Source organism: Brachybacterium sp. p3-SID957 (assembly GCF_025144775.1).
GTDB lineage: Bacteria > Actinomycetota > Actinomycetes > Actinomycetales > Dermabacteraceae > Brachybacterium > Brachybacterium epidermidis.
Genome location: NZ_JALXKT010000045.1, coordinates 1 through 25,681, shown reverse-complemented (window position 1 = coordinate 25,681; position 25,681 = coordinate 1). Strand labels below are relative to the sequence as shown.

The window sequence follows — 25,681 nt, the reverse complement described above, 5'->3', positions numbered from 1 at the left end:
GTTCCATCCCGGCCCCTCACGTGGTACCGCTCGTGCTCACCTGCGGGTCAGGAGCCGGAGGTGGCCTCCTGCTCGGCAGCGTTGCGATCAGCGGTCTCGCCGAGCTCGTTCACCGAGTTCATGATCTGCTGGAGGGCCGGGATCATCTCCCCGGACCACTGCCCGCGGAAACGGTCGGCATCAGGACCCGTCCAGTCCACTTCCTCGAGGCCGCTGGTGAGCTCCTGCTCGATGCGGGTGATCTCCTCCGCGGCCTCGCGCAGCTGGCGCGCCATGCCCCGGACCTCTTCGACATTCATACCCTTCAAGGCGTTCACCGTCGGGTTCCCCTTCCTCAGTTACTGGTGCCTCGCGGCCGCGCCCGAATCCCGTGCACCGCCTGCTGCCGACTGTTCGACGGTCCCACTGTAGAGCGGGCCGCGACACGCGGCCATGGGGAGGAGTCCCCATGGGGACGGCTTGGGGAGGAACCCCGTGCGGTCCCCCGCGCCGCCTCAGGTCGTGATCTGGGCGACCTGCAGCTTGACCGCCCTGCCGCTGAACACCAGGAACCCGCGGCCGGTGGGGAAGTCCGCCCGGCGCACCCGGCCCAGACCGGTGCCCAGCAGCGTGTCGCCGTCCATCTCCCCGGGCTGCAGCAGGAGACCCCGCCGCCCCGCCTTGAAGGGCTGGGCCAGCACGTAGGCCTGTGACCAGGAGGCGGACTCGTTCTCACCGACCACGAACTGCCCCTCGCGGGTGCAGGCACGGATCAGCTTGTCCAGGTCGTTCTCCACCCCCGTACCGGTGAAGTCGGCGACCCCGTCGATGAACAGGGCCAGCCTGCCCTCGGCGACCGAGCCGGACTCGACGGTCTGGCGCAGCTGGGCAGCCAGGTCCTTGACGGTCTCCGGATCCGACCCCTCCACATCCCAGATCGGCAGGCCGGTGAGCGGGGTGCGGCGAGCGGAGAAGCGCACCAGGCGCATGGGCGCGGGCAGCGCCTTGAGGCCGGTCGCGATGGTGAGCATCGCGGTGGTGCGTCCCGATCCCATCGGTCCGGTGACCATGAAGGCTCCACGGGGCTCGTAGGTGACCTCCGCGAGCGTCTCGTCTCCCAGGCCCAGCACCGGCTGGCCGTCGACCACGGGGCGCAGCTCCGAGAGCTCCACGCGCTCGGGGAGTCTCTGCACCCCTGGTGCCTCCGGGACCCCGGCGCGCCTCATGGCCTGGGCGAGCTTGCTGACCTCGCGCGACTGGATGGCCACGTTGGAGTCGCCGCCATGGACTGCGACCTGCATCTCGTGACTGTCCAGGATCGCGCGTCCGGGTGGGGAGGTGCCGTCGAGCACGTCCTTGGGTGCGCCGAAGGCCATGTAGTCGTCCACCGATGCCATGCGGTGTATCAGCCGCCTCTGGATGGACGAGCCCAGGGAGGTGGGGATCGCGTTGGGGCGATCACCGGTGACGATCACGTGCACGCCCACCTGGCGGCCATCGGTGGCGATCTGGACGAAGGTGGTGAACCACTTCGTCAGGTTGGAGAAGTCGTAGGCCTCGCGGAACGCGGCCATGCCGTCGACCAGCAGCAGGATGCGCGGGGTCTCCGGTGCGTTCGCCAGCTCCCGGTACTCGGACACGGACCCGGCGCGGATCGCCGAGAAGGCGCGGGCGCGCTCGTCGATGAGTTCGCGCAGGGTGCGCAGCAGTCGGATCACCCGCTCCTCGTCGTCCCCGGAGACGATGGCGCCCACGTGCGGCAGCTCCTCCAGCATCGTCAGGCCGGAGGCGCCGAAGTCGAGCCCGTACACGTGGACCGGGCCACCGCGCACGGTGGAGGCGGCCGAGATCGCGATGGTGCGCAGCGTCGTGGACTTGCCCGAGCCGCCGGTGCCATAGATCGCCATGTTGCCGTCACGGTCCGGGTAGTACGACACGGTGGGCTGCGCCTGGTTCTCCGGGACGTCCATCACGCCCATCAGGAGGTCCTCGTCGGTGCGCCGACTGGGCAGACGGGCCAGGTCGTACGCCTCGGCGAGCTCGGACAGCCACGGCTTGCGCGGCGTCGGCACGCCCGCCTGCTCCGCGGCCGCGGTGATGGTCCGGACCATGCGGCTGATGTCGTTGGGACCGGGGTCCTTGACCTCCGTCGCGGGTGGAGCGGGGATGTCCCACTGCTCACCGGTGCCGAAGTCCATCTCCACGATGTCGATGCGGGCGCGCTCGGGCTCGTGGGTGGTCCACCCGCCGGCGTACCCCGTCTGGAAGGTGGCGATGCGCCCTGGCCCGGTCTTGGCGGCAGCACGGCCCGGGATCCCGGGGTCGAAGTGCGCGGCCATCGCATCGCCCAGGATGTCCTTCGAATCGGCCTCGTCGGCCATGCGCAGGGCGATCCGCAGGTTGGTGTTGGCGCGCAGATTGTCCTTGATGACACCGGCGGGTCGCTGCGTGGCCAGGATCAGGTGCAGGCCCAGCGATCGACCACGGGCGGCCACGTCCACCACGCCGTCCACGAACTCGGGGATCTCCTTGGCCAGAGCCGCGAACTCGTCGACGATGATGATCAGGCTGGGAGGCGCCTCGGGGTCCCCCGTGCGCTCCAGGGACACCAGGTCCTTGGCCTTCTTGCGGTTCAGCAGGTGCTCGCGGTGGTGCAGCTCGGCGCGCAGGGAGGTCAGGGCACGACGCACCAGGTGCGGTGACAGGTCCGTCACCAGCCCCACCGCGTGCGGCAGCGTGATGGCATCGGCGAACGCGGCACCGCCCTTGTAGTCCACGAACAGGAACGTGACGCGGTCGGGGCCGTGCGCAGTGGCCATTCCCATCACCCATGCCTGCAGGAACTCCGACTTGCCTGCACCCGTGGTTCCGCCCACCAGGGCGTGGGGGCCCTGGGTGCGCAGGTCCAGGTGGAAGGCGTCCTGGCCGTTGTGGCCGATCAGCCCGCGCAGGTTGGCGTCATGCTTGCGGCGCTGGGGCGGCGATCCGTCGCGCGGGGTCAAGGAGTTGTTCTCCTTCCACCGCTCGATGATGTGCCCCGGGTCCTCGGCCAGCGCCATGCCGCCGAGCTTGAGGTAGGAGATGGCTCGCGGCAGGTCGGAGTCGTCATCGACGGGCACGCCCGCATCCACCACGGGGGACAGATGCCGGGCGACGCCGGCGGCGACCTCCACCGAGACGGTCTCGACGGTGACCGGGTAATACCGCTCCCCCAGCCGCACGTGCCCGGCGCTGGCACCTTCCACGGACTCCTCGACCGACACGTAGGTGCGGCAGGCAGCCGGCAGGGCGGCGACGTTGGAGGCCGACCAGATCACGTGCACGCCGACGTCGGGCCCGCGCTCCGCGATGCGCACCAGCCGCGCGCGGTCCACCGGGGCGTCGTCCTCGATGATCACCACCAGGTTGGGGGTGATCGGCTCGGGCGGGATCTCGGGCTCGGAGGTGATGTCCGGCGTCATCGGGGTGCGCAGCTGAGCCGCCTCGCCGCCGCTGCGCTGCTCGATCAGCTCCTCGATCCGGGACATCAGGGCGGTGCCCCGACCCGGGGTGTCGGCGAGATGATCACCCGGCAGGGGCGAGTGGGGACTGGAGGTGTGCGGCAGCCACTTCAGCCAATGCCACGTGTCCCGGCTGGAGCGCGAGGTGATCGCAGCTATCGCCATCTCGGCCGGTGAGTGCAGGGAGAACAGCTGGGTGACGATGCCCCTGGCCACACCATCGGCCTCGTCACCTCCACCGGCGACGCCGATGTTGCCGGCGTAGCGGAGCTCGGCGACCACCGGCACGCCGGCGATCAGCTTGTACTCCTCGTTCATGTCGTCGAGCATGTCGTAGTACTTGGGGATGGCGTCGTTCTCCCCGGGCATCTCGATGCCCACCCGGGACTCGGCGATCCCCAGGCCCAGCCTCACCGTGGCGAAGGCATTGTGCTCGGGACGGTGGGTCCACAGCAGGCGGCCCAGTCGGAAGGCGGCGTCCACCGTGTCGGCGGCCGACGGGGTCTCCACCAGGCGCACCGCGCGTTCGAGGTCCTGTGCGGCGGTGACCCGGCGCTTGAGGGAGGCCAGCCCCTCCTCGAAGTTCTGGATCTGCCGCTCGAGCACCTTCTTCTGCTGGAACTTGCGGTTGAGGTACCCGGCCGTGGCCATCATCGGCATCATGAACACGAACATGAGCGAGAACGGGCTGCGGGTCAGGGAGAACATGAACCCGCCCATGAGGATGGGCGCGAACAGCATGAAGATGGGGAAGAACTGCGGGGCCGGCTCCTTGGGCGGTGTGGGTGCCTTCAACGGCCGGTAGGGGAAGCGGGGCACCACGCGCGGGGACCGGTTGAACTCCACCACCGGCGAGCTGGGGGCAGTGCCGCCCAGGCGGTGCAGGGCGATCACGGAGAAGGTGGTCTGGCCGATCAGCACGGTGTCGGCGGGGCCGATCACGGCACGCTGGACCTGCTCACCGCCGATGACCACGCCGTTGGACGAGTGCATGTCCACGATCTCGATCGAGTCCCCGACGTTGATGCGAGCGTGCCGCTTGGAGAGCATCGGATCGGCGATGCGGATGTCGAGGTCTCCCTCACGGCCCACCACGCTGGAACCGGAGGGCAGGGGGAACTCGCGTCCTGCCTCCGGGCCCGAGAGCACCCGCATCAGGGCCACCGCCGCACCGCGGGACTCCGATCGGGTGGCGTACTCGGTGGAGGAGCGCGCGATGGAGACCACGCTGCCGGAGCGGAGCCCGGCCTGGATCAGGTCGATCTCGCGGTCCAGCGAGCGCACACCCCCCGCACCGGGCCCGGCTCCCGGGTCCTGCACCTGCAGCGTGAGCCCCTCCGGGGGCTCCAGCTCCGAGCGAAGCGGATCGGCGAGGTACAGCGCATTGGCGACGTCCGCGACCGAGGCCGTCGCGTCCGCGGTCACCTCCAGGTCCGTCAGGCGGTCCTCGGGCCTGCGCAGCGTGAGCTTGATGCGCATCTATCAGTCCTCGTCGACGTCGTGGGCCTGGTCCAGCAGAGGCAGGTCCTCGGAGCTCACCAGTCGTGAGAACACCGAGTGCTCCACCAGGCGGGCTCGACGGTTGCTCGCGAGCTTGCCGGGGCCGCCGCGCAGGCCCCGCACCCCCATGCGGTCCAGCTTGTCGCACACGTTGTCGAGCTTGCGGTTGAACTTCGTCAGCGGCCAGCCCAGCCGCTCGGCGGCCTGAGCCGAGGTGGGCACCGCGCTCATCCCGCTGCCCTCCCGGGTGAGCATCGGCTCGGCGAGGGCGAGGATCAGCAGCTTCTGGCTGGCGGTGAGCTGCACGGAGCCCACGGTGGTCTCCCCCACCGGGTCATCCAGGCTGGGGCTGCGCTCGAACTGCGGGGAGTCGGCGTGGATCTCGAGATCGTACGTGGTGGGCCCCGCGGTGAACACCACCTTGGTCACGTCGAACACGAGCGGGATCCGCGCGCCCGGGGCCAACCATGCCTGCATGGTCCCGGTGCCGTCGGTGATGGTGGCGGACAGGCGCGATCCGATGTTGACCAGCCACCACATCGTCTCCACCTGCACGATGGACAGGAAACGGCGATGCAGGTAGGGGTTGTCGTCGTCGACGTTGAGATCGGCGTCCCGGCCGATCGTCAGCTCCTCCCCCTCCGCGACGCGGAACCACTCCCCGCAGAACTCCACAGATATCGTCGACGTCACCGTCCGTCCTCCCTCGTCCTTCGTCCTGCCTGCCATCGTCCCCGCACGGTCCCGGTCATCCGCCATCGATGCATGCCTGCTGCGGTTCGCTGGAGGGCCCGGAAGGATCCACCGTGCGCACCTGCACGCACAGCTCGGTCTGTCCGGGCGGGATCTCCAGCGTGACGGAGGAGCGGCCGTGCACCTCGTGGGGGACCTGGAAATCCTCGTAGTTCTCAGGAAGGTCCACCCACTCCACCAGGAAGTGCTGGTCCTCCTCGATGCCCTCGGGCAACCCCCACTCCACCCGTGCACGCCCCGTCTCCCCTCCGAGCTCACCGGCGACCACCACCACGATCTGCGGGTCCACCGGCGGCGGCGGTGGCTCGGCGGGGGGCTCGGGCACGTTGATCTCGGAGGTCTCGATGGGGCCGGGCTTGTCCACGAAGTAGTGGCGCACCGCGAGCGTGGCACCCACGCCCAGCAGGATCACCAGCACGGCCGCCAGTGTCACGAACGGCCAGGCCGGGGTCCTGCGCACGTCTGCGAGCTCCGGGGCCGCCACGGCAGCGGGCCCAGCAGGTGCCGGTGAGGCGCCGGACATCGTGGACAGCGCAGTCCCGGCGGGCCGCAGCATCGTGGACTCCTCCGGCCCCGCGGCAGCGGAGGCCGGTGATCCGTATCCCTCCGGCGCGGGCGAGCCCAGTGCCGGGGCCACCCCGGCGTACGGGTCGAGGCGGCGAGGCCCACCCGAGGCTGCTCCCCCGGTCTCGGGGTCGACCGTGGCGACCTTCCGGATCCGGGTGTGGCTGTCCAGCTCGTCGTCATCGGCGGCGGGTACCGTCGGGGCGCCCCGGTCATCCAGCACGTCCATCTGCGTGACCGGCAGCGAGAGCGCCATCTCCACCTGCTGCAGGCTCCGCCCGAACGCCAAGGCGGTGTCATAGCGGCCCGCCGGATCCTTCGCCATGGCGATGGACAGCACTCGGTTCAGCTCGGCGGGGACGTCCGGCCTGTTCAGGGGCCGCAGGGGTTCGCTCGTGATCCGGTGGATGAGGTCGGAGGCCGTGTTGCGCTGACCGGCCCGCTCGAACGGGGTGTGCCCGGCCAGCAGTGAGTACACGGTCGCGGCCAGGGAGAACACATCGCTGCGAACATCGGCGCGCGGGGGATCCGCGAAGAACTCCGGGGGCGACCATGGGATCGACATCCCCTGGGAATCCTCCAGGTCGCTGCTCTGCCCGGCGACGATCGAGATGCCGAAATCGGTGAGGGCGGGCCGGTTGTACTCGGTGACCAGGATGTTGGCCGGCTTGATGTCCCGATGCAGGATCCCGGCCCTGTGAGCGGTCTCCACAGCACCGGCGATCTGCACGCCCACGCGCAGCGCCTCCGCCACCGTGATCCGCTCCTTGCGGAACCGGACCCCGTAGTTGGGGCGGGGGCAGTACTCCATCACGATGAAGGGCCGATGGTCGCTGGAGGCGTCGGCGGTGTGGATGGTGACGATGGAGGGGTGGGTCGACATCGTGGCCATCACGTTGGCCTCGGCGTCGAACTGGCGACGCACGGTGTCGTCGAGCACGCTGGACAGGAGCACCTTGATGGCGACCCGTCGTTGGGGGCGGAACTGCCGGTACAGGAAGACGTCGGCGAATCCGCCGGATCCCAGCAGCTTCTCGAACTCGTAGCCGGGCAGCTGGGGCGGCTGCGATGGTGCACGGGAGCTCATGCCATCCCCCTCATCGTCAGTCGGACCCCATCTCCCAGGTCGAGTCGGTCGCCCTCGCCGAGGACCACGCCCTCCCCTGCGCGCAGGCGCACCGGCTCCATCCCCGGTCGCTCGAGAGTGGTGCCGTTGGTGGTGCCCATGTCCAGTGCGATGACTCGCCATCCCTCGAGGCGCAGCTCCAGGTGCGATCGGGAGATGTCCTGCTGCGGGCTGGGGACCGTCACCAGCTGGGGGACGTCGTCGGCACTGACCCGTGAGGCCCGGGGGCGACGGCCGATGACGGCGGAGCGGTCGAGCACGAATCCGCCACCGGTGGAGATGTCGACCGTCCCCAGGGGCGGCCGGTGGACCGGACGGGTCTTCTGCTCGAGCGGTCCTCCGCAGGTGCGGCACAGGGTTCGCTCGGGGCAGTTGGGGTGCCCGTGGGGGCAGAGCAGGCCCGGGATCACGACGGCTCGGGCGGCCTGCCGTCCACCCGGGGCCGCGGATCCGGCGTGCGCGGGCGCTGCCGGACGGGGGCCGGCGCCCGCCGCAGGTGCGGGAGAGGGTGCAGGCATCGGAGGGGGCCCGGAGGGGGCCACCGGGTGCGGAGCACTGGCCGCCCGGGCAGTGTGCCCTGGGGCCGAGGGGTGGCCCTGCCGCCCGGTTCCGGCGTGAGGTCGAGCCGGTCCAGGCCCTGCCGCCGCCGGCCCCGCAGGCTGCGGGGCGCCCCGCTGAGGGATGCCGCCCTGAGGGGCGGGCGCAGAAGGGGCGGCAGACGGCTGCGGTGCCGACATGGCCGCGCTGCCCGGCGCTGCGGCACCGGGGAAGTGGGGTCCCCCGTGCCCGGGATCGCTCTGCTGTTCAGGACGGGCCTGCATGGCAGGGGTGCCCGGGTGCTGGAGGAAGCCGATCCCCTCCTGGGGCACGGGTGCGGAGCCGTACGAGGGTGCCACTGCCCGGGGCGGACCGGTGACGGGGGCGGGGGGCCTCTCCGCCATGTGGACCTGTGGGTATGCGGGCTGGACCGGGGAAGGGTGCGAGGCACGGCGGGCGGCGGTCCGTGCGATCTCGGGAGCAGCCCTCCCCACGCCGGGCACCCAGTCGATGAAGTCGCCCCCGATGGCGGAGGATGCCTCGTCTGCCGTCGGCCGGGCGGGCTGAGCCAGGGTCTCGGGGGTGTCGTCGTCCGCGGGCACCGCATCGTCGTCCTGGTCGGGCTCGGTCGGTGCCGTCTCGGAGCTCGAGCCCGCCTCCTCGGAGTCCTCGTCCTCGTCGGTGCGTCGTACTGCGGCGTCCTCGATTCGGCGGAACACGGTCTTGCCGAAGAGGTCGTCGTAGGCGCCGGTGGCGTCGAGGTCGTTACCGAACCCGAGTGAGGAGGCCGTGCCACCGGAGGTGGTGCCGGCGGGTGCGTCCGCGCTGGTGCTGCCCCTCTCGTCCGTCTCCTTGTCCGTCCCCGTGTCCTCGGGGTCTCCGGTCGCGTGCTCGTCCTCGATCGGGGCGATGAGCGTCACCGGGGATTCGTCGTCATCCGGTTCCGGTGGGGTCGGGATCGATGAGGTCGGTGGCTCCTGCGGTGCTGGGGATGCAGGCCGCCGCACGTCCGGGCTGGTTGATGACGCCGGAGCTGCGTCGGCGGGGGTGGCCGGTTCCGGCGGGGACGCGCTCCCCGGTGCAGCGGCCGGTTCCGCCTGTGGCGTCGCCGCAGGCTCAGGGGCCGCGGCAGGTTCAGGCGCAGGCTCGGGCGCCGCCACCCGCTCAGGAGGAGAAGTCGGCTGCGGTGTCGCGGCGGGCTCAGGGGCCGGCGCGGGAGTCGGCGCGGCCGGGGTCGGCTCCGGCGTCGGCGCGCGTCGCTTCCGATCGAAGAGCGAGGTGCTCACGAGTCGCCGCTTCCCCGGGGCAGCTGCGGCAGGCGCGGGTCCCGGCGCAGGTTCGGCCGAGGGCGCGGGTGCCACGGACGGCTTGGCCTCGGGCCCGGGAGCTGGGGCGGGCTCCGGACCTGGGGCGGGGTCGCGACCCGGGGCGGGGTCGGGACCTGGGGCGGGGTCGGGACCTGGGGCGGGGTCGGGAGACGGAGCGGGTTCCGGTGCTGGAGCGGGGGCGTTGGAGGCCGCCGGTGCCGGAGCAGCGTCGCTGTGCTTGTCGTCCTTCTTGTCACCGAACAGGTCGTCGAACACGCTGGGACCAGCCGGCGCTGCCGCCTGGGCTGGAGCACTGGACGATCGCGAGGGTGGCATGGCTCCGGGAGGCCGGGTGGCCAGCATGGGCTTGCGCACCGGGGTGCTCGGTGCCGCAGGCGCCTTCGGCGGCGGAGGCTTGGGCTTCTCGGCCTTCCGCTTCTTCGCCTCCGGATCCTCGATCGAGCGCCCGTCCTTCTCCACCTGCTCGGCGAGTGCAGCGCGCGCCTCGTCGTCCAGCTCGGACGGGTCGATGGTGGCCTGCACGAACCCGCGGACGCGGGAGATGCCGACCTCCAGGCGCAGCCCGCCGGTGGGCTCCTCCGGCGGCAGGTCGCCGAAGGCGATGCGGCGCACCCCTTCGATCGTCTCTTGCGCGAGCGGCTCGTCCTCTGTGCCTGCGATCTGCCGGGCCCCCTGCGCCGTGTAGACCGCCAAAGGGGTCTTGCCCTTCACGCCCACGTGCGCGGTCGTGCCGTCCACCAGTGCGTACAGGATCGCGGGAAGCTTGTCGAGGCTCTCGAGCCCAGCGGCCTGGACCAGGTCGTCCAGGAAGCCGTCTGCGGTGGGCTCGTCCCCCAGGGCGGTCCAGGCGGCCTCGACGACCTCCTTCTTCAGCCCGGGGACCATCAGAGCCCAGCCCGACTCGCGCACGACCAGCGTGGCCGGTCCCGGTTGGATCCACGTTCCCCGCCCGAGCAGCGGCGCCCCCTCGCTCATGCCCCGGCGCCTCCCCCGGAACCGAGCCCGCGCGGCAGGGTGTCCTCATCCACCTCGAAACCCTCGCCCTGCGGCTCCCGGCCACCGGTGGTCTCTGCAGCGATTCCCAGGCCGACCACCTCGACCGCCTCGACCACCACCACCGAGACGTTGTCGCGACCGCCGGCGTCCAGCGCCAGCTGGACCAAGCTCTCGCAGATCGTTCGCACGTCCTGCGGTCCCCGCAGCACCCTCTCGATGGTGGCGTCGTCGACCTCGCCCGTGAGTCCGTCGGAGCACACCAGCATGCGGTCGTTCGTCTCGGCCGGGATCAGCCAGTAGTCCGGATCGGACTCCGGCCCGGCACCCAGTGCGCGGGTGACCATGTGCCGGTACGGATGGACCTTCGCCTCCTCGCGACTGAGCTCCCCGCGGTCCATGAGCTCCTGGACCACCGAGTGATCGACGCTGACCTGCTCGAAGATCTCGCCTGACAAGCGGTACACCCGCGAGTCGCCGAGGTTGAGCACCACCCAGTAGCCCACCCCGTCCAGCACCATGGTCGCCACGACCGCGACCGTGGTGCCGGCGCCGAGCTGCGCCTCGCCTCCCAGCTCCGCGATCCGCTCCGCAGCCGCCCGCAGGGCCTGGCCGAGCTGCTCGACGGTGACGTTCTCCTGAATCGTGAGCTTCTCGAACTCCTCGACCGCGATCGCACTGGCGACCTCACCGGCGTTGTGCCCGCCCATGCCATCGGCGACGAGGTAGACGGGAGGTGCGTTCAGCAGGCTGTCCTCATTGGTCGCCCGCACATGGCCGACATGGGTGGCCGCCGCAGAGACCGCGCGAATGGTCCCGGGGATGTCCGGGTCGGAGAGGGAGCGGTCGATCACGTGTCCCTCTCCACGGTCAGGGTGCGATCGCCGAGGGCCAGGGCGGCCCCCTCGGGCAGGACGGTCGGGGTGTTCGGCACCAGGCTCTCCCGGGATCCGTCGGCCCTGACGATGGCCGAGCCGTTCGTCGAACCCAGGTCGGTGACGATGATGTCCCTTCCGGTCCCGTCCAGCCGCAGGTGGGTCTTGGACATCGAGCGTGTCTCGTCCTTGAGCACGAACTGCACCTCACCCTGCCCAGCAGCAGGATTGCGGCCGATCACGACCGGACCCGTCACCACCCTCTCGGTGCCGTCATCCGCGCGCAGCGTGACGGCGGGGAGCCTTGGAGCCGCGACCGAGACGCGCGTCTGCTCGAGGTCGCCGAGGTCCTGATCCGCCCCGATCACCGCGCGAGTCTCCTCGTCGACGTCGCCGTCGTCCCAGGCGTCGGTGGTGTGCTCGGCCGGGACGTGCTGCGACGGAGGGCCCTGCGACGCACCGGGGGGTGCCGCCGCCGGTGCCTGCCACTGCTGGGCGGCGGGCTCCTGTGCGGCCGTGCCGCCCCACGGCTGCTCGGGCGCCTGCTGCGGCTGCGACGGGGCGCCCCACTGCTGGGCGGGTGCCTGCTGCGGCTGCGACGGCACACCCCACTGCTGCTCCTGAGGCTGCTGTGGCTGCGGTGCCGGGGACGCCAGAGCGGGGACCTCCGGAGGTGCCCAGGAGTCCCCTGCAGTCTGCTGCGCATCCTGCGGCGGAGGGGCGTAAGGGCTGGCCTCTCCGATGCCGGAACCCCACCCGCCGGTCTGTCGGGGGTCCTGGGACGACGCGGAAGCGGCACTGGCATCACCCTGCCCGGCCCAGGCCGAGCCGGGGGTCGCCAGGAGGTTCTCGTGCGTGGTGACCGCCACCGACGGCGCACCGAGGTAGTGCTCGGCGTCCTGTCGCTCGAAATCGTCGGGGCGCGGCTTCATCGGGTTGCGACCGGTCTTGATGTCCACCACGACCGAATCGACAGCGCGGTCGTGGAAGCCGCGCAGCAGCTTCTTCGGATCCAGGAAGATCGACAGCGCCATGATCAGCGAGGCGATGCCGTACAGGAACCAGCGGCCCAGGGAGCGCAGCAGGCCGATGGGGCCGGCCTGCGAGAGGCGGGTGGTGCGCAGCCCCATGATCAGCTTGCCGAGGGTGAAGCCCTTGGCTCCGTGCAGCCAGATCATCAGCACGGTGTACGCCGCAGGCAGGGCAGCGCCCACTCCCACCAGGATCGTTGCGAGCAGACTCACGGTCTCCTGGGTGAGCACCAGGATCAGGCCGATCGTCAACGGGATCATCACCAGCGTCGCGATCACGCCGTCCAGCAGCGCGGCGAGGAAGCGCTTGAGCGGGCTGGCGGGGACACAGCCGTCCAGCGGCGGTTCCATCGCCGGCACAGCGCCGTCGGGCGCACCGGAGGCGCCCCCCGCGGCGTGGGAACCGCCCGGGGCAGGCGCTCCGGAGGCTGACCCCGTCGCAGGGGCGTTCGAAGGCTGCTGAGTGACCATCAGCTGATCGTACTGTTCCGGCGGCCGCAGGGCTGTCGCGCCTGGGGCCTTCGGCTGGAGCGATTCCCGCGAGATGAGCTGGATGCCGTCGTCCTCAGAGGCGGTCTCCCGTTCCTCGCCGAGATCGCGAGAGCGCGAACGGGGGGCCTGGGCCCATGCCCCCGGCGCATCGGTGGCGCGGCGCTCGTACGGGGACTCCTGATAGCGGGCCCCGCATTCCCCGCAGATGGCAGCCCCCTGCGACAGCAGAGTCCCGCACGTGCTGCAGTACCGCGTCTGGCTCATCACGATCTGCCCTTCCTCTTGCTGCTGCCTCGGGACGAGCCCGTGCCGCCCACCCCCGAGACGGGTGCACGACGACGACGCATCGCGTGTGCACGGCGCTCGGCCTGCGATCGCTCCCGAGCCGCCGCGCGCTCACGGCGCCTGTGAGCTCGCCGCTCCGCACTGCGACGACGGAACGAACGCAAGGAGAACAGTGCGCGCATCCGCTTGTGCCACGGTACGGAGGCGGTCATGCTACGCCGCGCGGCGGCCACCTGCTCCCAGTACTCCTCCACCACCACCGGAGGAAGATCGTCGGGCCCGAACACCGCTCGATCAGCGCGACTGGCGAGCAGGGCCGCTCCAGCTCCCGGCACCTCACCCTCCAGCATCGCCGCGGTCTCGGAGCGGGTGCGGATCGGGTCGGGTCGGCGCCCCATGTCGGTCAACAGGTCCAGGATCTCCTGCCAACCGCCATCGATGCGGTCCGGAAGCGCACCCCTGGCCCGGCGCCGTCTGCGCCGCACCACCTTCGCGACGACGATGCCCGTGAGCGCCAGGAACAGCAGCAGCACCGGGACGGCCGCGAAGGCGGCGTACACCACCCAGCTGCGGGTCTCCTCGGGCGGGTCCTCGTCCTGGGGCTTGTCCTCGCTCGTCGCGCCGGGCGGCGGGGAGGGCGGTTCTGCCGGCGGGGGTGGAGGCTGGGCCACCTGCGGCATGGGCTCCTCCACCTCCTTGGGCTTCGGCTGGGTCGGGTCCTGATCGTCATCGGGTGCCGGATCGAACCGCACCCATCCGAGGCCCTCGAACGCGACCTCGACCCACGCGGTGACGTCATCCCCGGTGATCGCCACCGTGCCCTCGGCGCCCTCGGGGACCTCGAAGCCCATCACCACCCGGGCGGGGATGCCGATCTCCCGGGCCATCACCGCGGTGAGCACAGCGAACTGCTCCTCATCGCCGATGCGCCCGGTCGGGGCGGCGTCGGACTTCTCCTTGTCGAATCCGACGTCCTGCAGCATCGACCATAGGCGGCTGTACCCGTGTCCGGACAGGGACGCCGTGTCGTCCTCATCGATGCCGTTGGAGTAGAAGGCGTCCTGCTTGATGTGGCGGGAGAGGTTCTGGAAGCGGTCGTAGTCCGTGTCGACGCCTCCCACCCATTCGTCGGCCAGCTGCGCGAACTCGGGGCCGAGACGGGCGTTGGGCGGCAGGTCGATGTCAGCGAACTTGGCGGTGCGTCGCTGCTCGACAGTGAGGTCGGAGTAGGGCTCGTAGCCGACCTCGTAGCTGTCGCCCGCTCGAAGCCCGCTGGAGTTCACCGCGGTCTGGGACTTCTCGTTGAGGTACAGGTTCTCGGCGAGGGCACCGCTGCGCTCGGGCGGCAGATCCCCCAGGTCGATGCGATTGGTGCGCTCCCCCAGCGTGGGCATCCACACGCCGCTGTACGCCCCGATGGTCACGGTGGAGGTGCGCTGAGAGCCGCTGGCCTCGTGCAGGTCCACTCCCCCTGCCGTCCGCAGGAATGCACCCTCGGGCGCGTCCTTGTCACGGCCCCCCGCGACGTTGTACACGTGCAGGTCGTACTGGTCCATGGTGGCAAGGCGCACCTTCTCGCCCCCGGTGACACCGGTGATGGTGAACAGCTCGGCATCGCGCTGGTTCTTGAGGTATCCGCGGAACTCGGTCAGGGGCGACACGTACTGCCGGGGATCGAAGGGCGGGGTGACGTAGTCACGGACGGCATGCCGGATGGTCCCCGAGGGCGGGTCCAGCAGGGACTGGGCACCCACGGCAGCGCCGGCGGCGATCGCCATGATCACGGCCCCACCGATCACCCGGCGACGCAGCACGGGGTTCTTCCAGGATCCTGGCCGCACCGTGTCGGAGATGATCGTGGACCGGGCACTGTCGAGCCGTCCGCTCTCGAACCGCCAGGTCAGCCAGGCCACCGAGATCACGGCGAACAGCACGCCGCGCACCACCGGCCAGGTGGCCTCGGTGGTGCCGAAGACCACGCTCACGAGCAGCAGGGCCAGGGGGAACAGCCACGCGACCACGTAGAGCCGGGTGCGCATCACGATGGTCATCGAGAACAGCGCCAGCAGCAGCATGCTGATCCACACCACGACCAGCACCCCTTGGGCGGTGCCCACCGGTGGTGCGATGGTCAGCGCTGCCTTCCAGCTCGTGACCGGTGCGAACAGCAGCTCCTTCAGCGAGCCCAGGGTGGGGGCGATGCCCCACAGCGCATGGGTGGGAGCCGCGAACATGCTGCCGAACAGGAAGTACACCAGCAGCATGAGCGGTGCGGTGCGCAGGGGGCCCCACCGGAAGCGGGCCGCGATCAGCGCCACCAGTGTGGCCAGCACCAGGGCCATCAGCCCGGTGAGCACGTACTGGATGCCGCCGTAGACGGTCTGGAAGCCCAACAGTGCGATCACGAACAGCGAGCCCAGCACCAGCACGTCGACGGCTCGCCGCCCATTGCTGACCGAGGCGAAGTACGTGGCGCGCGCGTTCATCGGCCCACCGCCCGCAGTGCCTTGGGCAGCGCATCGAGGTCGCCGAGGGTCACCACGTCCAGGCCCCCGATGGAGCTGCGCCGCACCTCGGCGTCGTCCATGCAGCGGATCGCCACGGCGAGCACCCCGATGGGCAGCTGGTTGGCCGCGGAGTTGAGCTCTCGCGCCGTGGTGTGGGAGCCCACCACCATCATCACCGCAGACGCGTTGGGAGCCAGGTCGGCCGCCTGCTGCCCGAGCTCGTGCAGGGAGTGGCGGTCGCGGAGCTGCTCGAGCACGGTGTAGTCGTCCATCAGTACGCGGAAGGTGGCGGTGCGCTGGAGGGCGTCGAAGCTGAACGGGGTCAGCTCCTTCTCCTCGCGCATCGTCTGGGCGGAGATCGAGGCGGCGGCGGAGACGGCCAGCTCGAACTCGTCCTCGCTCGCGTAGTGGTCGGCGAGGTTGTCCAGCGCCACCACCACGTGGGAACGGCGGGTCTCCTCGAACTGGCGGACCATCAGCTTGCCGGTGCGCGCGGTGGTGCGCCAGTGCACGTGGCGGCGGTCGTCCCCCGGTGTGTAGTCCCGCAGCGCGTGGAAGGCGATGTCGGAGCTGGACAGGTCCGAGGACGGCGTGCCTTCCAGGTCGCGCAGGAATCCGCTGGCGGCCCCGTCCAGGCGCACGGTGCGGGGGTGCACGTACAGCTCCTGCGATCGGGCCCAGGTGACCTGTCGGCGCATCAGCGACAGGGGGTCGTCCCGCACCGAGCGCACGGGACCCACCACCAGCACGGCCCGACGCTTGGTGGGCACCGCGAACAGCTCCTCGTGCGACTGCTCCGCCGCCAGGCGTGGCACCATGAACTGCGCCGTGGCCTGACCGACGGCCAGCTCGATCCGGGACGGCAGGATGACGCGCTGCGTGGGATTGGCGACCTCGACCCGGCCCACGGCCCGCGTACCCACGACCACGCGGTGGGACTGCAGGTCCAGGGTCACCTTGTAGGACGTGCGTCCCAGCACGAACAGTGCTGCCAGCACCAGGGGCACGGTGAGCGTCAGCGCGATCACGTTCAGCTCGGTGATGCGGAGCACGAGCCCCAGGATCCAGCACGCCACCGCGACCCCGAGCACCGCCCAGCCGATCGGTGAGATCACGTCCAGGACCGGGTGGATCCGGCGCATCCAGAACCCCCCAAGGCGCCCGCGCAGCCCGAGGGGCTCCTCGCCTGCAGCAGTGCCCGGACCGGAGGTCGCGTCGGAGCTGCCCGCAGGGGCCTGTGACTCCGAGACGCCACCGCGCCGCTTGGCACGCCGAGCAGCGGCGCGGGCCGCGGTGCGCTCGCGCTTGCGTGCGGCCTTGGCGGCCCGGCGAGCGGCCTTGGCGTCGGCCGTGTTGCTGGGAAGGGGGGTATCGACGTTCATGCCGTCCGCTGTCGAGCCTGGGGCGGCGCCACCTCGCTGAGGATCTTGTGCATCACGGACTTCGCCGTGGTCCCGGAGAACTCTGCCTCCGGGTCCAGCACGAAGCGGTGCAGCCACACCACGTCCACCAGCTCCTTGACGTCATCGGGGATGACGTAGTGGCGGCCGTGGACCGCTGCCCACACCTTCACAGCGCGCATCAGGGCGAGCGCTCCGCGGATCGAGACGCCGACGCGCACCTCGGGCGCGAGGCGGGTCTCCTCCATCAGGCGCGAGACGTACTCCAGCACGGCCGGATCCACGTGCACGGTGGAGGCGAGCTGGGTCATGTCGTTGACGGCCTGCAGGGAGATGCGCGGGGCGAGCTGGCGGCTGCGGTCGCGCACGGCGGAGCCCTGCAGGATCTGCACGCTGGAGGCGTGATCGGGGTAGCCCAGGGAGGTCTTCATCAAGAAGCGGTCCAGCTGCGCCTCGGGCAGGCGGTAGGTGCCGGCCTGCTCGATGGGGTTCTGGGTGGCGATCACCATGAACGGATTGCCCACCTCGTGGGTGACGCCGTCGACGGTGACGCGACCCTCCTCCATCACCTCGAGCATGGCGGACTGGGTCTTCGGCGAGGCGCGGTTGATCTCATCGGCCAGCACCACGTTGGCGAACACGGGTCCCTTGTGGAACTCGAAGGCCTTGGTGTTCTGGTCGTAGATCGTCACACCGGTGACGTCCGAGGGCAGCAGGTCCGGGGTGAACTGGATGCGGGTGCTGGTGCCCTGCACGGTCGCCGCGATCGAACGTGCCAGCGAGGTCTTCCCCGTGCCGGGGGCGTCCTCCAGAAGCACGTGGCCCGGCGACATCATCGCGGTGAGCACCAGGCGCACCACGTTGTTCTTGCCGAGCACGGCCTGACCGACGCTCTGGACCAGCTTGTCGAAGGTGTCGGCGAACCAGCGTGCCTGTTCGGGGGTCATGCTCATGGTCGGGGTCTCTCCTGGAAGTGGAAGCAGGGCACGCCGTATACGGTCAACGGCGTGGCAATAGTAGGTAGCGCAGCGCGATGATCAGTCCGGGCTGTAGTAACGTCCGACTTCCCTCTGCTCGATCGACTTACTGCCGATGTACACCACATTGGGATTCCCGGTGCTCTGCCAGTGGCCGTAGAAGCGTTGCGGCGTGGTCACCCGCCCCCGCGAATCTGCGGTCAACGAGAAGCTGGCCCATTCCTTGAATACACCGTCTGTATCCACACTCTTGTAGACGACCTGGTACGTCTCACCGGGTTCCAGGTTCTCGAACGTGATCGTGAAGTAGTAGCAGTTGTTCGAACTGCAACCGGCAGCGCCCGGCGGCACCTTCCCTCCCCAGTCAGGGCCGCCACCAGCGACGGTCGGCACCGGCGGGGTGTAGGTCCGCGCCTTCTGGGTGGCGGAGCGGACATCACTGACCAGGCCCTTGGCGTTGGTCACCCGCGCCTCGACCGTCATCGATCCGCCGGACTTCAGATTCGCCTTGTGGGTGTACGAGGTCCCGGAGGCGTTCTTCCAGCTGCCGCCGTCCACGCGGTACTGAAGGGTCTTGCCCCCGGCACCCCCATCACTGCCGTTCGCGGTGATGGAGAAGGACACGGGGCATGTGGTCCCGTCCGAGCACTTCCCATTGCTGGCACTGATCGCGGGGCCGGCCGGTCTGGTGTACGGGGTCACCGAGTTGGAGGCCTTCGACAGCGCGCTCTCGCCGCCCTTGAAACGGTTCCTGGCCTGAACGGTGAAGGTGTACGACTTCCCGTTGTCCAGCCCGGTGATGGCCGCGGACTCCGCGGGAGCGTTCACCACCGTGGAGCCTCCCTCCCAACGGACCACATAGTCCTTGATCGTGGTGCCGTTGCCCGAGGCGCCCGACCATGTGACGGTGGCCCGTTTGTTGGGACCATCACCTGTGCCCTCACTCGGCATCGACGCCGAGACGGAGGTGGGCGGCGCAGGCATCGCCCATGGCGTCACCTCGTTGGAGGGGGCGGACGGAGCCACACCCTCCCCCACCGAGTTCACGCCCGTGTAGGTGAACGTGTGGGCGGAGTCCTGGTCGAGGTCGTAGAACGTGTGCGTACGGGCATCGCCTCCCACCGTGGCGGACTGCCCGGACGACGAGCGGACGATGTAGCTGGAGATGGGCTCGCCGTTGGCCTCGGCCCTGGTCATCGCCGGCCAGGTGACCTTCACTCCACCGCCCTTGGGGTCGTTGACCCGTTCTGCGGTCATGGCGCCGCTGGGCTTGGCCGGGGGCCCTGCGGGGTGCTCGGCCACCGACCACGCGGACCATTCCGAGGGCTCGGGGGCGAGGTTGCGGGCCCGCACCCGGAACCGGTAGTCGGTGCCGTTGGTCAGTCCCTCCCACACGTGCTGGGTGGTGCCGCCTCCCATCTCCTTCTCCACCAGCTCGCCGGTGGCGGTGTCCTGCATCTGCAGGTCGTAGCTCTGGATGGCGGAGCCACGGTTGACCGGAGCATTCCAGGCGACGGTGAGACGGCTGTCCCCGCGCTGCGCGGACGGCGCCCCCGGGGTTTCCGGGCGCACGTCCGGGCGCGCGGTGGCCGAGGGGGCCGACGGCTCCGACTCCCCCACCTCGTTGATGGCGATCACCTGGAAGGTGTACTCCACATCGTTCGTGAGGCCCGTGATCGTGCACGAGGTGGAGGCGCACTCCTGGCTGACCGGGGGGCCGGAGGCGGAGGTGACGCGGTAGCCCGTGATCCGAGCGCCGTTGTCCACACCGGGCGTGAAGTTCAGATCGACGATGCCGTCCCCGACCTCCGCGACGCGCGGGGCCGACGGCGCCTCCGGTTTGCCGCGCACGGTCACCCGGATCTCCCCGGTGGCATCACGAGCCGGATCCTCGGTGTCATCGCGCACCGTGTAGGTCGCGGTGAGGATCCCGTGGAAGTCCTCGTCCGGGGTGATGGCGACCTGGTCTCCCTCCACGTCGATGCTCCCCCTGCCGCTGGTGACCACGGGGGTCATGACGGTGCGGTTGCCCCCGGGGAAGGGGTTCGAGTCGTTGGCCAGCACGTCGATGGACTGCGTGGTGCCTGCATCGATCACCGTGGTGTCCAGCACCGCAGCCAGGCGAGGGCGGTTGGAGCCGGTGACCGTCACCTGCACCGTGGCCTCGACGGGATCGTTCGTGCCGTCCGTGACGGTGACGGGAACACTGACGATCGAGCCCTTGGCGGCCCGTGGTGTCGCCTGGGCCGTGACGGAGGATCCGTCCAGGCCGATCGTCACCCCCTCGGGCTCGGAGACCTCCCCCAGCGCGAAGGTGAGGTCGTCCCCCTCCGGGTCCGCGGCACTCGCGGCGAGATCGACGGAGGCCTGGGTGCCCCCCTGCTCCACCTCCAGCAGAGCGCCCTGCAGCGTGGGCGGCAGGTTCTCGTCCTCGGCGGTGATCTCCACGGAGATGGCGAGGATGGCAGTGGCAGCCATCGGGTCCCCCACCTCGCCATCGGTGACCTCGACGGAGATGGTGTCGTTGCCGGAGAAGCCCTCAGCGGCGCGGTACAGCAGCGTGGACTCGTCCTGCACCAGCTGGGTGCCGTCGGTGTGCGCCGCCGTGACCAAGGAAGGATCGGTCACGGTGGCCGCCTCAGCACCGGGGCGGACGCGGATGTTGTTCGGATCGGACAGGTCGATCGTGGTCTCCGCACCTGCCTGCACCTGCACGGTCCCGCCCACCCAGACCGGTGCCTGCTTCGCCCGGCCCGGCACCCAGATGTAGCCGGCGGCGGTGCGGCCGTCGACGTCCTCGATCTGGTACCGGTACCGCTGCTGCTCGTCCTGGGGCGCGATGCGGACGACGCCGTTCTCCCGCAGCTCCACTCCCTCCGGCGCGCCGTCGAGGGTGACGGTTAGATCGGTGACGCTGCCGTCGGGGTCGGAGTCGTTGGCCAGCACATCGACGTCGACGTGCTCGGCCTCCGGATCCAGCACGTCCTGCGCCTCGACGAAGTCGTCCCGTGCGATCGGGGAGCGGTACGGGGCGTTCTCGTCCACCTTAATGGTGGCCGTGGCCGAGCTCTTCAGCTGACCGTCCGAGGCGCTGTACAGCACCTGGTGCGTGCCGTTCTCTGGCGGCGTGGTCACCGTGACCAGGTTCTCGGCCGCATCCTCCCCGCTGTGCACGTGGATGTCGGTGAGTGCCTCGGTGTCGGCGGCGACCACGCTCAGCGGAGTGCCCTCGGGGTCGGTGTCGTTGTCCAGTACCTGCACCTGGACCTCGCGGTCGGGGCGCACCTCGACGACGTCGTCGACGGCGTAGGGCGGCTGGTTGGTGTCGTTGGGCTCCGCGATGCCCACCAGCACCTCGGCGGTGCCGAGCGCGCCCTGCCGGTCCATCACCTGGTACCGGAACCGCTCGGTGCCCACGGATCCCTCGTGGGGTACGTACTCGATCCATTCACCGGTGGCCGAAACCACCTCACCCAGCTGGGGGGCCGGGCTGGTGATGCCCATCAGCATCACGGAGTCGCCGTCGGGGTCGATGCCGGTGGTGGGCACGGGGATCCGGACGGACGTGCCGGCCACGGTCCGCGCAGTGAGGTTCTCAGGCCTGGGTGGAGCGTTGGAGGCGTCGGCGGGCACGATCCGCACCGTGAGGTTCGCCGACCCGTCGCGCCCGGTCTCGTCGAGCACCTCGTACTTGATGACGGCCTCCCCGCTGGCGTCATCGTTCGCGATGAAGCGGATCTGGTTCTGGAGGGTCTCCACGCGTCCCTTGTCCTCGGCGCGAGATCCGTCGAGGATCTGGCCCAGGGTGAGCTTCGATCCTGTGGGTGAGATGTCATTGCCGACCACGTCGACGAGCACCATGTCTCCGGCGCGCACCGTGGCCCGGTCGGGCACTGCGATCGGGTTGGCGAACTGGGTGTCGGTCTGCGCGACCATCACCCGGATCGTTCCTTCGGCGGTCCCTGCAGCATTGCCGACCTGGTAGGTCAGGGGCACTGGTTCCGCACCGGCCACGGCTCCCGGTTCGGCTTCCACCCGGACCAGCCCGTGGGCGATCACTGTGGCCTTCAACCCGCTGCCCTCAGGGACGGAGACGGAGTTGACCACCAGGACCCCGCCGGCGGGGTCCACGTCGTTCTCCAGCGGGTCGATCAGGGTCTCGGTACCGGTGGTGACCGTTCCCATGTCGTCCACGGCCACGGGGATCAGCTGCTCGGAGCTCGCCTCGACCACGTCCACGCGGATTAGTCCCAGCGAGGCCGAGCTGGAGCTGCTGGCGGCCACCGTGTAGTCGAGGTAGTAGGTTCCGGGCTCGGCGCCGGAGACGTTGACGGTACCGGCCTCCAGGGCGGGGTCCACCTCGAGGGCATCGTTCTCGGAGACGTTGGTCAGTTCGAGCTGACCGCCGTTGGGGTTGAGGTCATTGACCAGTGGTTTGATCGTCGCGGTGCGTCCAGCCACGATCCGGACGTGGTCCGCGGTGGTGATCGGTGCCAGATCGTTCTCGGAGACCGCCTCGATCTCGAGGGTGCCCTCTCCCTGCATGCCGCGCTCGTCGCGGAAGGTGAGCTGGACCTTCTTCTCACCCGTGGTCAGACCGGCGTCGGTGAAGGTGATCAGGCCATCGGGGCGGAAGGTGACGACGTCCTCAGGCTGCACGGTGGCATTGGCGAGGTAGAAGGCGTCGCCGTCGGGGTCCTCCCAGTAGGGGAGGATGTTGAAGGAGACCTCCTGTCCGGAGCGCACCTGCACCTTGGTGATGTTCTCGGCCGTGGGGGCGGGGGCCCGGTTGTCCGCGGGGCCGGTGACATCGAGCGTGACGGTCGCGGTATCGCTCTCGCCCCGACCGTCATCCGCGACGTACGTGAAGCTCGCCGTCCCGGTGGCATCCTCGTCCACCTCGATCTGCAGCTGGGTGCCGCCCCTGATCGGGGTGACCGTTCCGATGGAGGGCTGCTCGCCCTGAACGGACACCGTGAGGATGTCGCCGTCGGGGTCGGTGTCGTTGCGCGTCACGGGTAGGACGACGCTCTTGCCTGCCCGCACACCGAACTCGTCGTCATTGGCCACCGGCGGCCGGTTCTTCTCGTCGCGCTCCGCCGCCACGTTGGTGATCGTGGTGGTGAGGGTCTCCTCCTCGCGCTCCTCGGCGTCACTGGTCTGGATGTCCTGCCGGATCTTCCACTCGTCGACCAGCTGCATGTCGTCGGTGATCATCCAGGACAGCCCGAACTTCTGGTCGTTGAGCACCACCAGGTCGTGGTTGACGCGCAGGACCAGGTCACCGTCGCTGTTCGCATCCGGAACCGTCTCGCTGATGACGTCGTCCCCGCAGGCACGCACGTACGCGGAGGAGTCGTTCCATGCCCCGTAGGCACATCCTCGCGCCTGCGCGGGAGCGACCGGACGTCCCGTGCCACGGGCAGCATGGGCCTCGGCTTCACCGCCGTTCAGGGGGATCAGGAACAGCGTGTCCTGGGTGGCCAGGACGACGTCCTTCGATGCGGGGCTGGGCTGCTGCAGACGCGCCGTGGTCAGATCGGAGACCCCGTACTCGGTGAGCTGGTACTCCTTCACCTCGGTGCCCAGGCGCAGCATGCGATTCTCGCGGTCCAGGATCACGGGCTGCTCGCCGACGACGGTGAGTTCCACCATCTCCTCACCGGTGGAGAGCCCCCCGACCACGATCGGATCGTTCGGCTTGGCCTTACGGGTGTCCTCGGTGTAGGGGAACACCAGCAGCTTGTCGCCCTCCAGCAGGTGGACGGTGCCCTGGCTGGACACGGCGATCTGCGGCGCCTTGCTGCTTCCCTCGTAGGTGGGGTCGACAGCGCTCGGGTTGAAGGCGGCAGCCTCCTCCGGGGACAGGATCCACATCCGGCCATCGGGGGCTGCAACAGCGACGCGGTCGCCCCCCAGTCGCACCTCCGACCCGGGCGGGAGCTCGACCAGGGCGTTGCGGCTCACGGCTGCGGTGTTGATCGGGGTCATGCCGCGCGGGCCGGTCTCGATGACCGTGTACCCGGACTGCAGCAGATCGAGGTCCTCGCCGTTCATGGCGAGGCGGGCGTCGAGCTCCTGGGCGTCGACGTTCAGTCGGCCCATCAGCCGCTTCTGCTCGTTCATCACCCAGACGCCGCCGTTGGTGACGTCGACCTCGGAGGAGGTGAGCCCGGGGTACTTGATCGCGAAGCCGGTGACCACCAGGGCCAGGATCGCCAGCACCGCCCCGGAGATCGCACCGGAGCGGCGGCGCCGCCGCTTCACCCCGTGAGTGACCGACATCCGAACCCCCTACGAAGCACCAATGACCAGCGGTGCGCACGCCAGAGGCCTCCGTCGTCGGCGACCGGACCCCCGAGCCTGACCGGGCGGTGCGCACGCGCCCCCAGGGTACTGTGCGGAGCACTCCGGAGCTACGCGGCGCAGATCACCATCTGGTGAACGTCCTGGTCACGGTTCCACTCTCGTAGGCGGTTCACCAGGAGTTCACCGCGCCGCCTCTGAAGCGGAGACGTTCACCGGCTCCGCTGGACCAGCGAACGGGCGAAGCCCGCCAGCGAATCCCGCACCGCACCGGCCGGCAGCTCTGACAGCACGCCGATCGCTTCGTCTGCAGTGCGCTGGGCAAGAGTGCGCGTCTCCTCCAGCGCCGGATCTTCCCGGAGCATCGCGACGACCTCCTCCAGTGCGGCGTCATCGCTCAGGTCCCCCTCGAGCCGCTCCACGATCGCAGCGGCCCGGCGCTCGCCGGCGGCAGCGCGCCGACGAACGAGCAAGGTGGGCATGGTGGGGACGCCTTCGCGCAGGTCCGTACCCGGTGTCTTCCCGCTGGTGCCAGGATCGCTCTCGAGGTCCAGCACGTCATCGGCGAGCTGGAACGCCACCCCGATCTTCTCGCCGTAGCGACGCATCACCTCAGCGCTGCCCTCGGGCGCCCCGGCCTGCAGCGCGCCGAGCTGGCCGGCCAGCGCGAGCAGCGAAGCGGTCTTGTCCGACAGCACGGAGATGTAGTGCTCGAAAGGATCCTCGTCGTCCTGAGGGCCGACCGTCTCATGAAGCTGGCCGAGGCACAGACGTTCGAAGGTCAGCGAGTGCAGCTGCACTGCTTCGGTGCCAAGCCGCGAGCTCAGACCGCTCGCTCTCGCGAAGAGGAAGTCCCCGGTCAGGATCGCCACGTTGTTGCCCCAGATCGCATGGGCGCTGCGGGTGCCCCGCCGCGTGCTGGCCGAGTCCATCACATCGTCGTGGTACAGGCTCGCCAGGTGCGTGAGCTCGACCAGGACTGCTGCATCGATGACCTCATCCCGCTGGGCGTCCCCCAGGGACGCCGCGAGAAGCACGAGCATCGGGCGCACGCGCTTGCCGCCGGCGTCCAGCAGGTGGCGCGCGGTCCACCGTGCCAGGTGATCGTTGGTGCTCACCGACTCCCGCAGGCGATCCTCGATGACGGCGAGCCGCTCCAGCATGGTCTGGGCCAGCTGCTCATCGATGTCGGGCACGGCCGACAGGCTGGACGGCATTGCTCTCCTGGGGGGCGCAGTCGGCTTGTGCGGAGCACCGCTGCCGACGGGGGACGACTGTCACGCGGTGGATCCGAGTAACGGGCCCGGAGCCCGAACGGACGTTCACCGCAAGAATTGAGTCTACCGCTCCGCTGTGCACTGGCTGCCCCCTGCACCTGTGGAACCCGACGCACCGACCCCCGAGACAGCCCGCACCGTCCGTCTCGCACCCGCACCCCCCGCACCGCGGGAAGGGAACCTGCTTCGCCAGGGCGCGCCAGCATGAAAAAGGGGAAGGGATGAAGGAGGAGCACACACTCATCACCAGT

General features: G+C 70.1%; 12 protein-coding genes. All 12 read right to left on the bottom strand.

Annotated features, from left to right (window positions below; all coding sequences use genetic code 11):
- Positions 1 to 47: 47 nt before the first annotated feature.
- The 12 genes from M3B01_RS10340 to M3B01_RS10285 all read right to left on the bottom strand — a co-directional run bounded on the left by M3B01_RS10340 (position 48) and on the right by M3B01_RS10285 (position 25,370).
- Positions 48 to 299, bottom strand: coding sequence for a WXG100 family type VII secretion target (locus tag M3B01_RS10340; protein WP_193864889.1), 252 nt, complete (start codon positions 297 to 299; stop codon positions 48 to 50).
- 195 nt (positions 300 to 494) lie between these two features.
- Positions 495 to 4,958: an FtsK/SpoIIIE domain-containing protein gene (locus M3B01_RS10335; protein ID WP_259791864.1), complete on the bottom strand. Its 4,464-nt coding sequence runs from the start codon at positions 4,956 to 4,958 to the stop codon at positions 495 to 497.
- 3 nt (positions 4,959 to 4,961) lie between these two features.
- Positions 4,962 to 5,672 carry a hypothetical protein gene (locus M3B01_RS10330; protein ID WP_259791863.1) on the bottom strand — a complete coding sequence of 237 codons (711 nt, stop codon included), beginning with the start codon at positions 5,670 to 5,672 and terminating at the stop codon, positions 4,962 to 4,964.
- Between the two features lie 55 nt (positions 5,673 to 5,727).
- Positions 5,728 to 7,383 (bottom strand): serine/threonine-protein kinase, encoded by a 1,656-nt coding sequence (locus tag M3B01_RS10325; RefSeq protein WP_259791862.1) that lies wholly within the window; start codon positions 7,381 to 7,383, stop codon positions 5,728 to 5,730.
- On the bottom strand, positions 7,380 to 10,262 hold the full coding sequence (locus M3B01_RS10320) for an FHA domain-containing protein (RefSeq protein ID WP_259791860.1): 2,883 nt from the start codon (positions 10,260 to 10,262) through the stop codon (positions 7,380 to 7,382). The genes M3B01_RS10325 and M3B01_RS10320 overlap by 4 nt, the downstream gene beginning before the upstream one ends.
- Positions 10,259 to 11,134, bottom strand: coding sequence for a PP2C family serine/threonine-protein phosphatase (locus tag M3B01_RS10315; RefSeq protein WP_193864609.1), 876 nt, complete (start codon positions 11,132 to 11,134; stop codon positions 10,259 to 10,261). Before M3B01_RS10315 ends, M3B01_RS10320 begins: the two co-directional genes overlap by 4 nt.
- The gene (locus M3B01_RS10310) at positions 11,131 to 12,657 is read right to left on the bottom strand and encodes an RDD family protein (RefSeq protein WP_259791858.1); all 1,527 of its coding nucleotides are present in this window, start codon (positions 12,655 to 12,657) and stop codon (positions 11,131 to 11,133) included. The genes M3B01_RS10315 and M3B01_RS10310 overlap by 4 nt, the downstream gene beginning before the upstream one ends.
- Before the next feature lie 284 nt (positions 12,658 to 12,941).
- Positions 12,942 to 15,449, bottom strand: a complete 2,508-nt coding sequence (locus M3B01_RS10305; protein WP_259791856.1) for a transglutaminase-like domain-containing protein — start codon at positions 15,447 to 15,449, stop codon at positions 12,942 to 12,944.
- On the bottom strand, positions 15,446 to 16,852 hold the full coding sequence (locus M3B01_RS10300) for a DUF58 domain-containing protein (RefSeq protein ID WP_259791855.1): 1,407 nt from the start codon (positions 16,850 to 16,852) through the stop codon (positions 15,446 to 15,448). The genes M3B01_RS10305 and M3B01_RS10300 overlap by 4 nt, the downstream gene beginning before the upstream one ends.
- Positions 16,849 to 17,823 carry a MoxR family ATPase gene (locus tag M3B01_RS10295; RefSeq protein ID WP_259791854.1) on the bottom strand — a complete coding sequence of 325 codons (975 nt, stop codon included), beginning with the start codon at positions 17,821 to 17,823 and terminating at the stop codon, positions 16,849 to 16,851. The genes M3B01_RS10300 and M3B01_RS10295 overlap by 4 nt, the downstream gene beginning before the upstream one ends.
- Before the next feature lie 84 nt (positions 17,824 to 17,907).
- Entirely contained in the window at positions 17,908 to 24,132 is a 6,225-nt protein-coding gene (locus M3B01_RS10290; RefSeq protein ID WP_259791853.1) for an Ig-like domain-containing protein, read from the bottom strand.
- Between the two features lie 233 nt (positions 24,133 to 24,365).
- Complete coding sequence (locus M3B01_RS10285) at positions 24,366 to 25,370, bottom strand: polyprenyl synthetase family protein (protein WP_259791852.1); 1,005 nt, start codon at positions 25,368 to 25,370, stop codon at positions 24,366 to 24,368.
- Positions 25,371 to 25,681 lie beyond the last annotated feature (311 nt).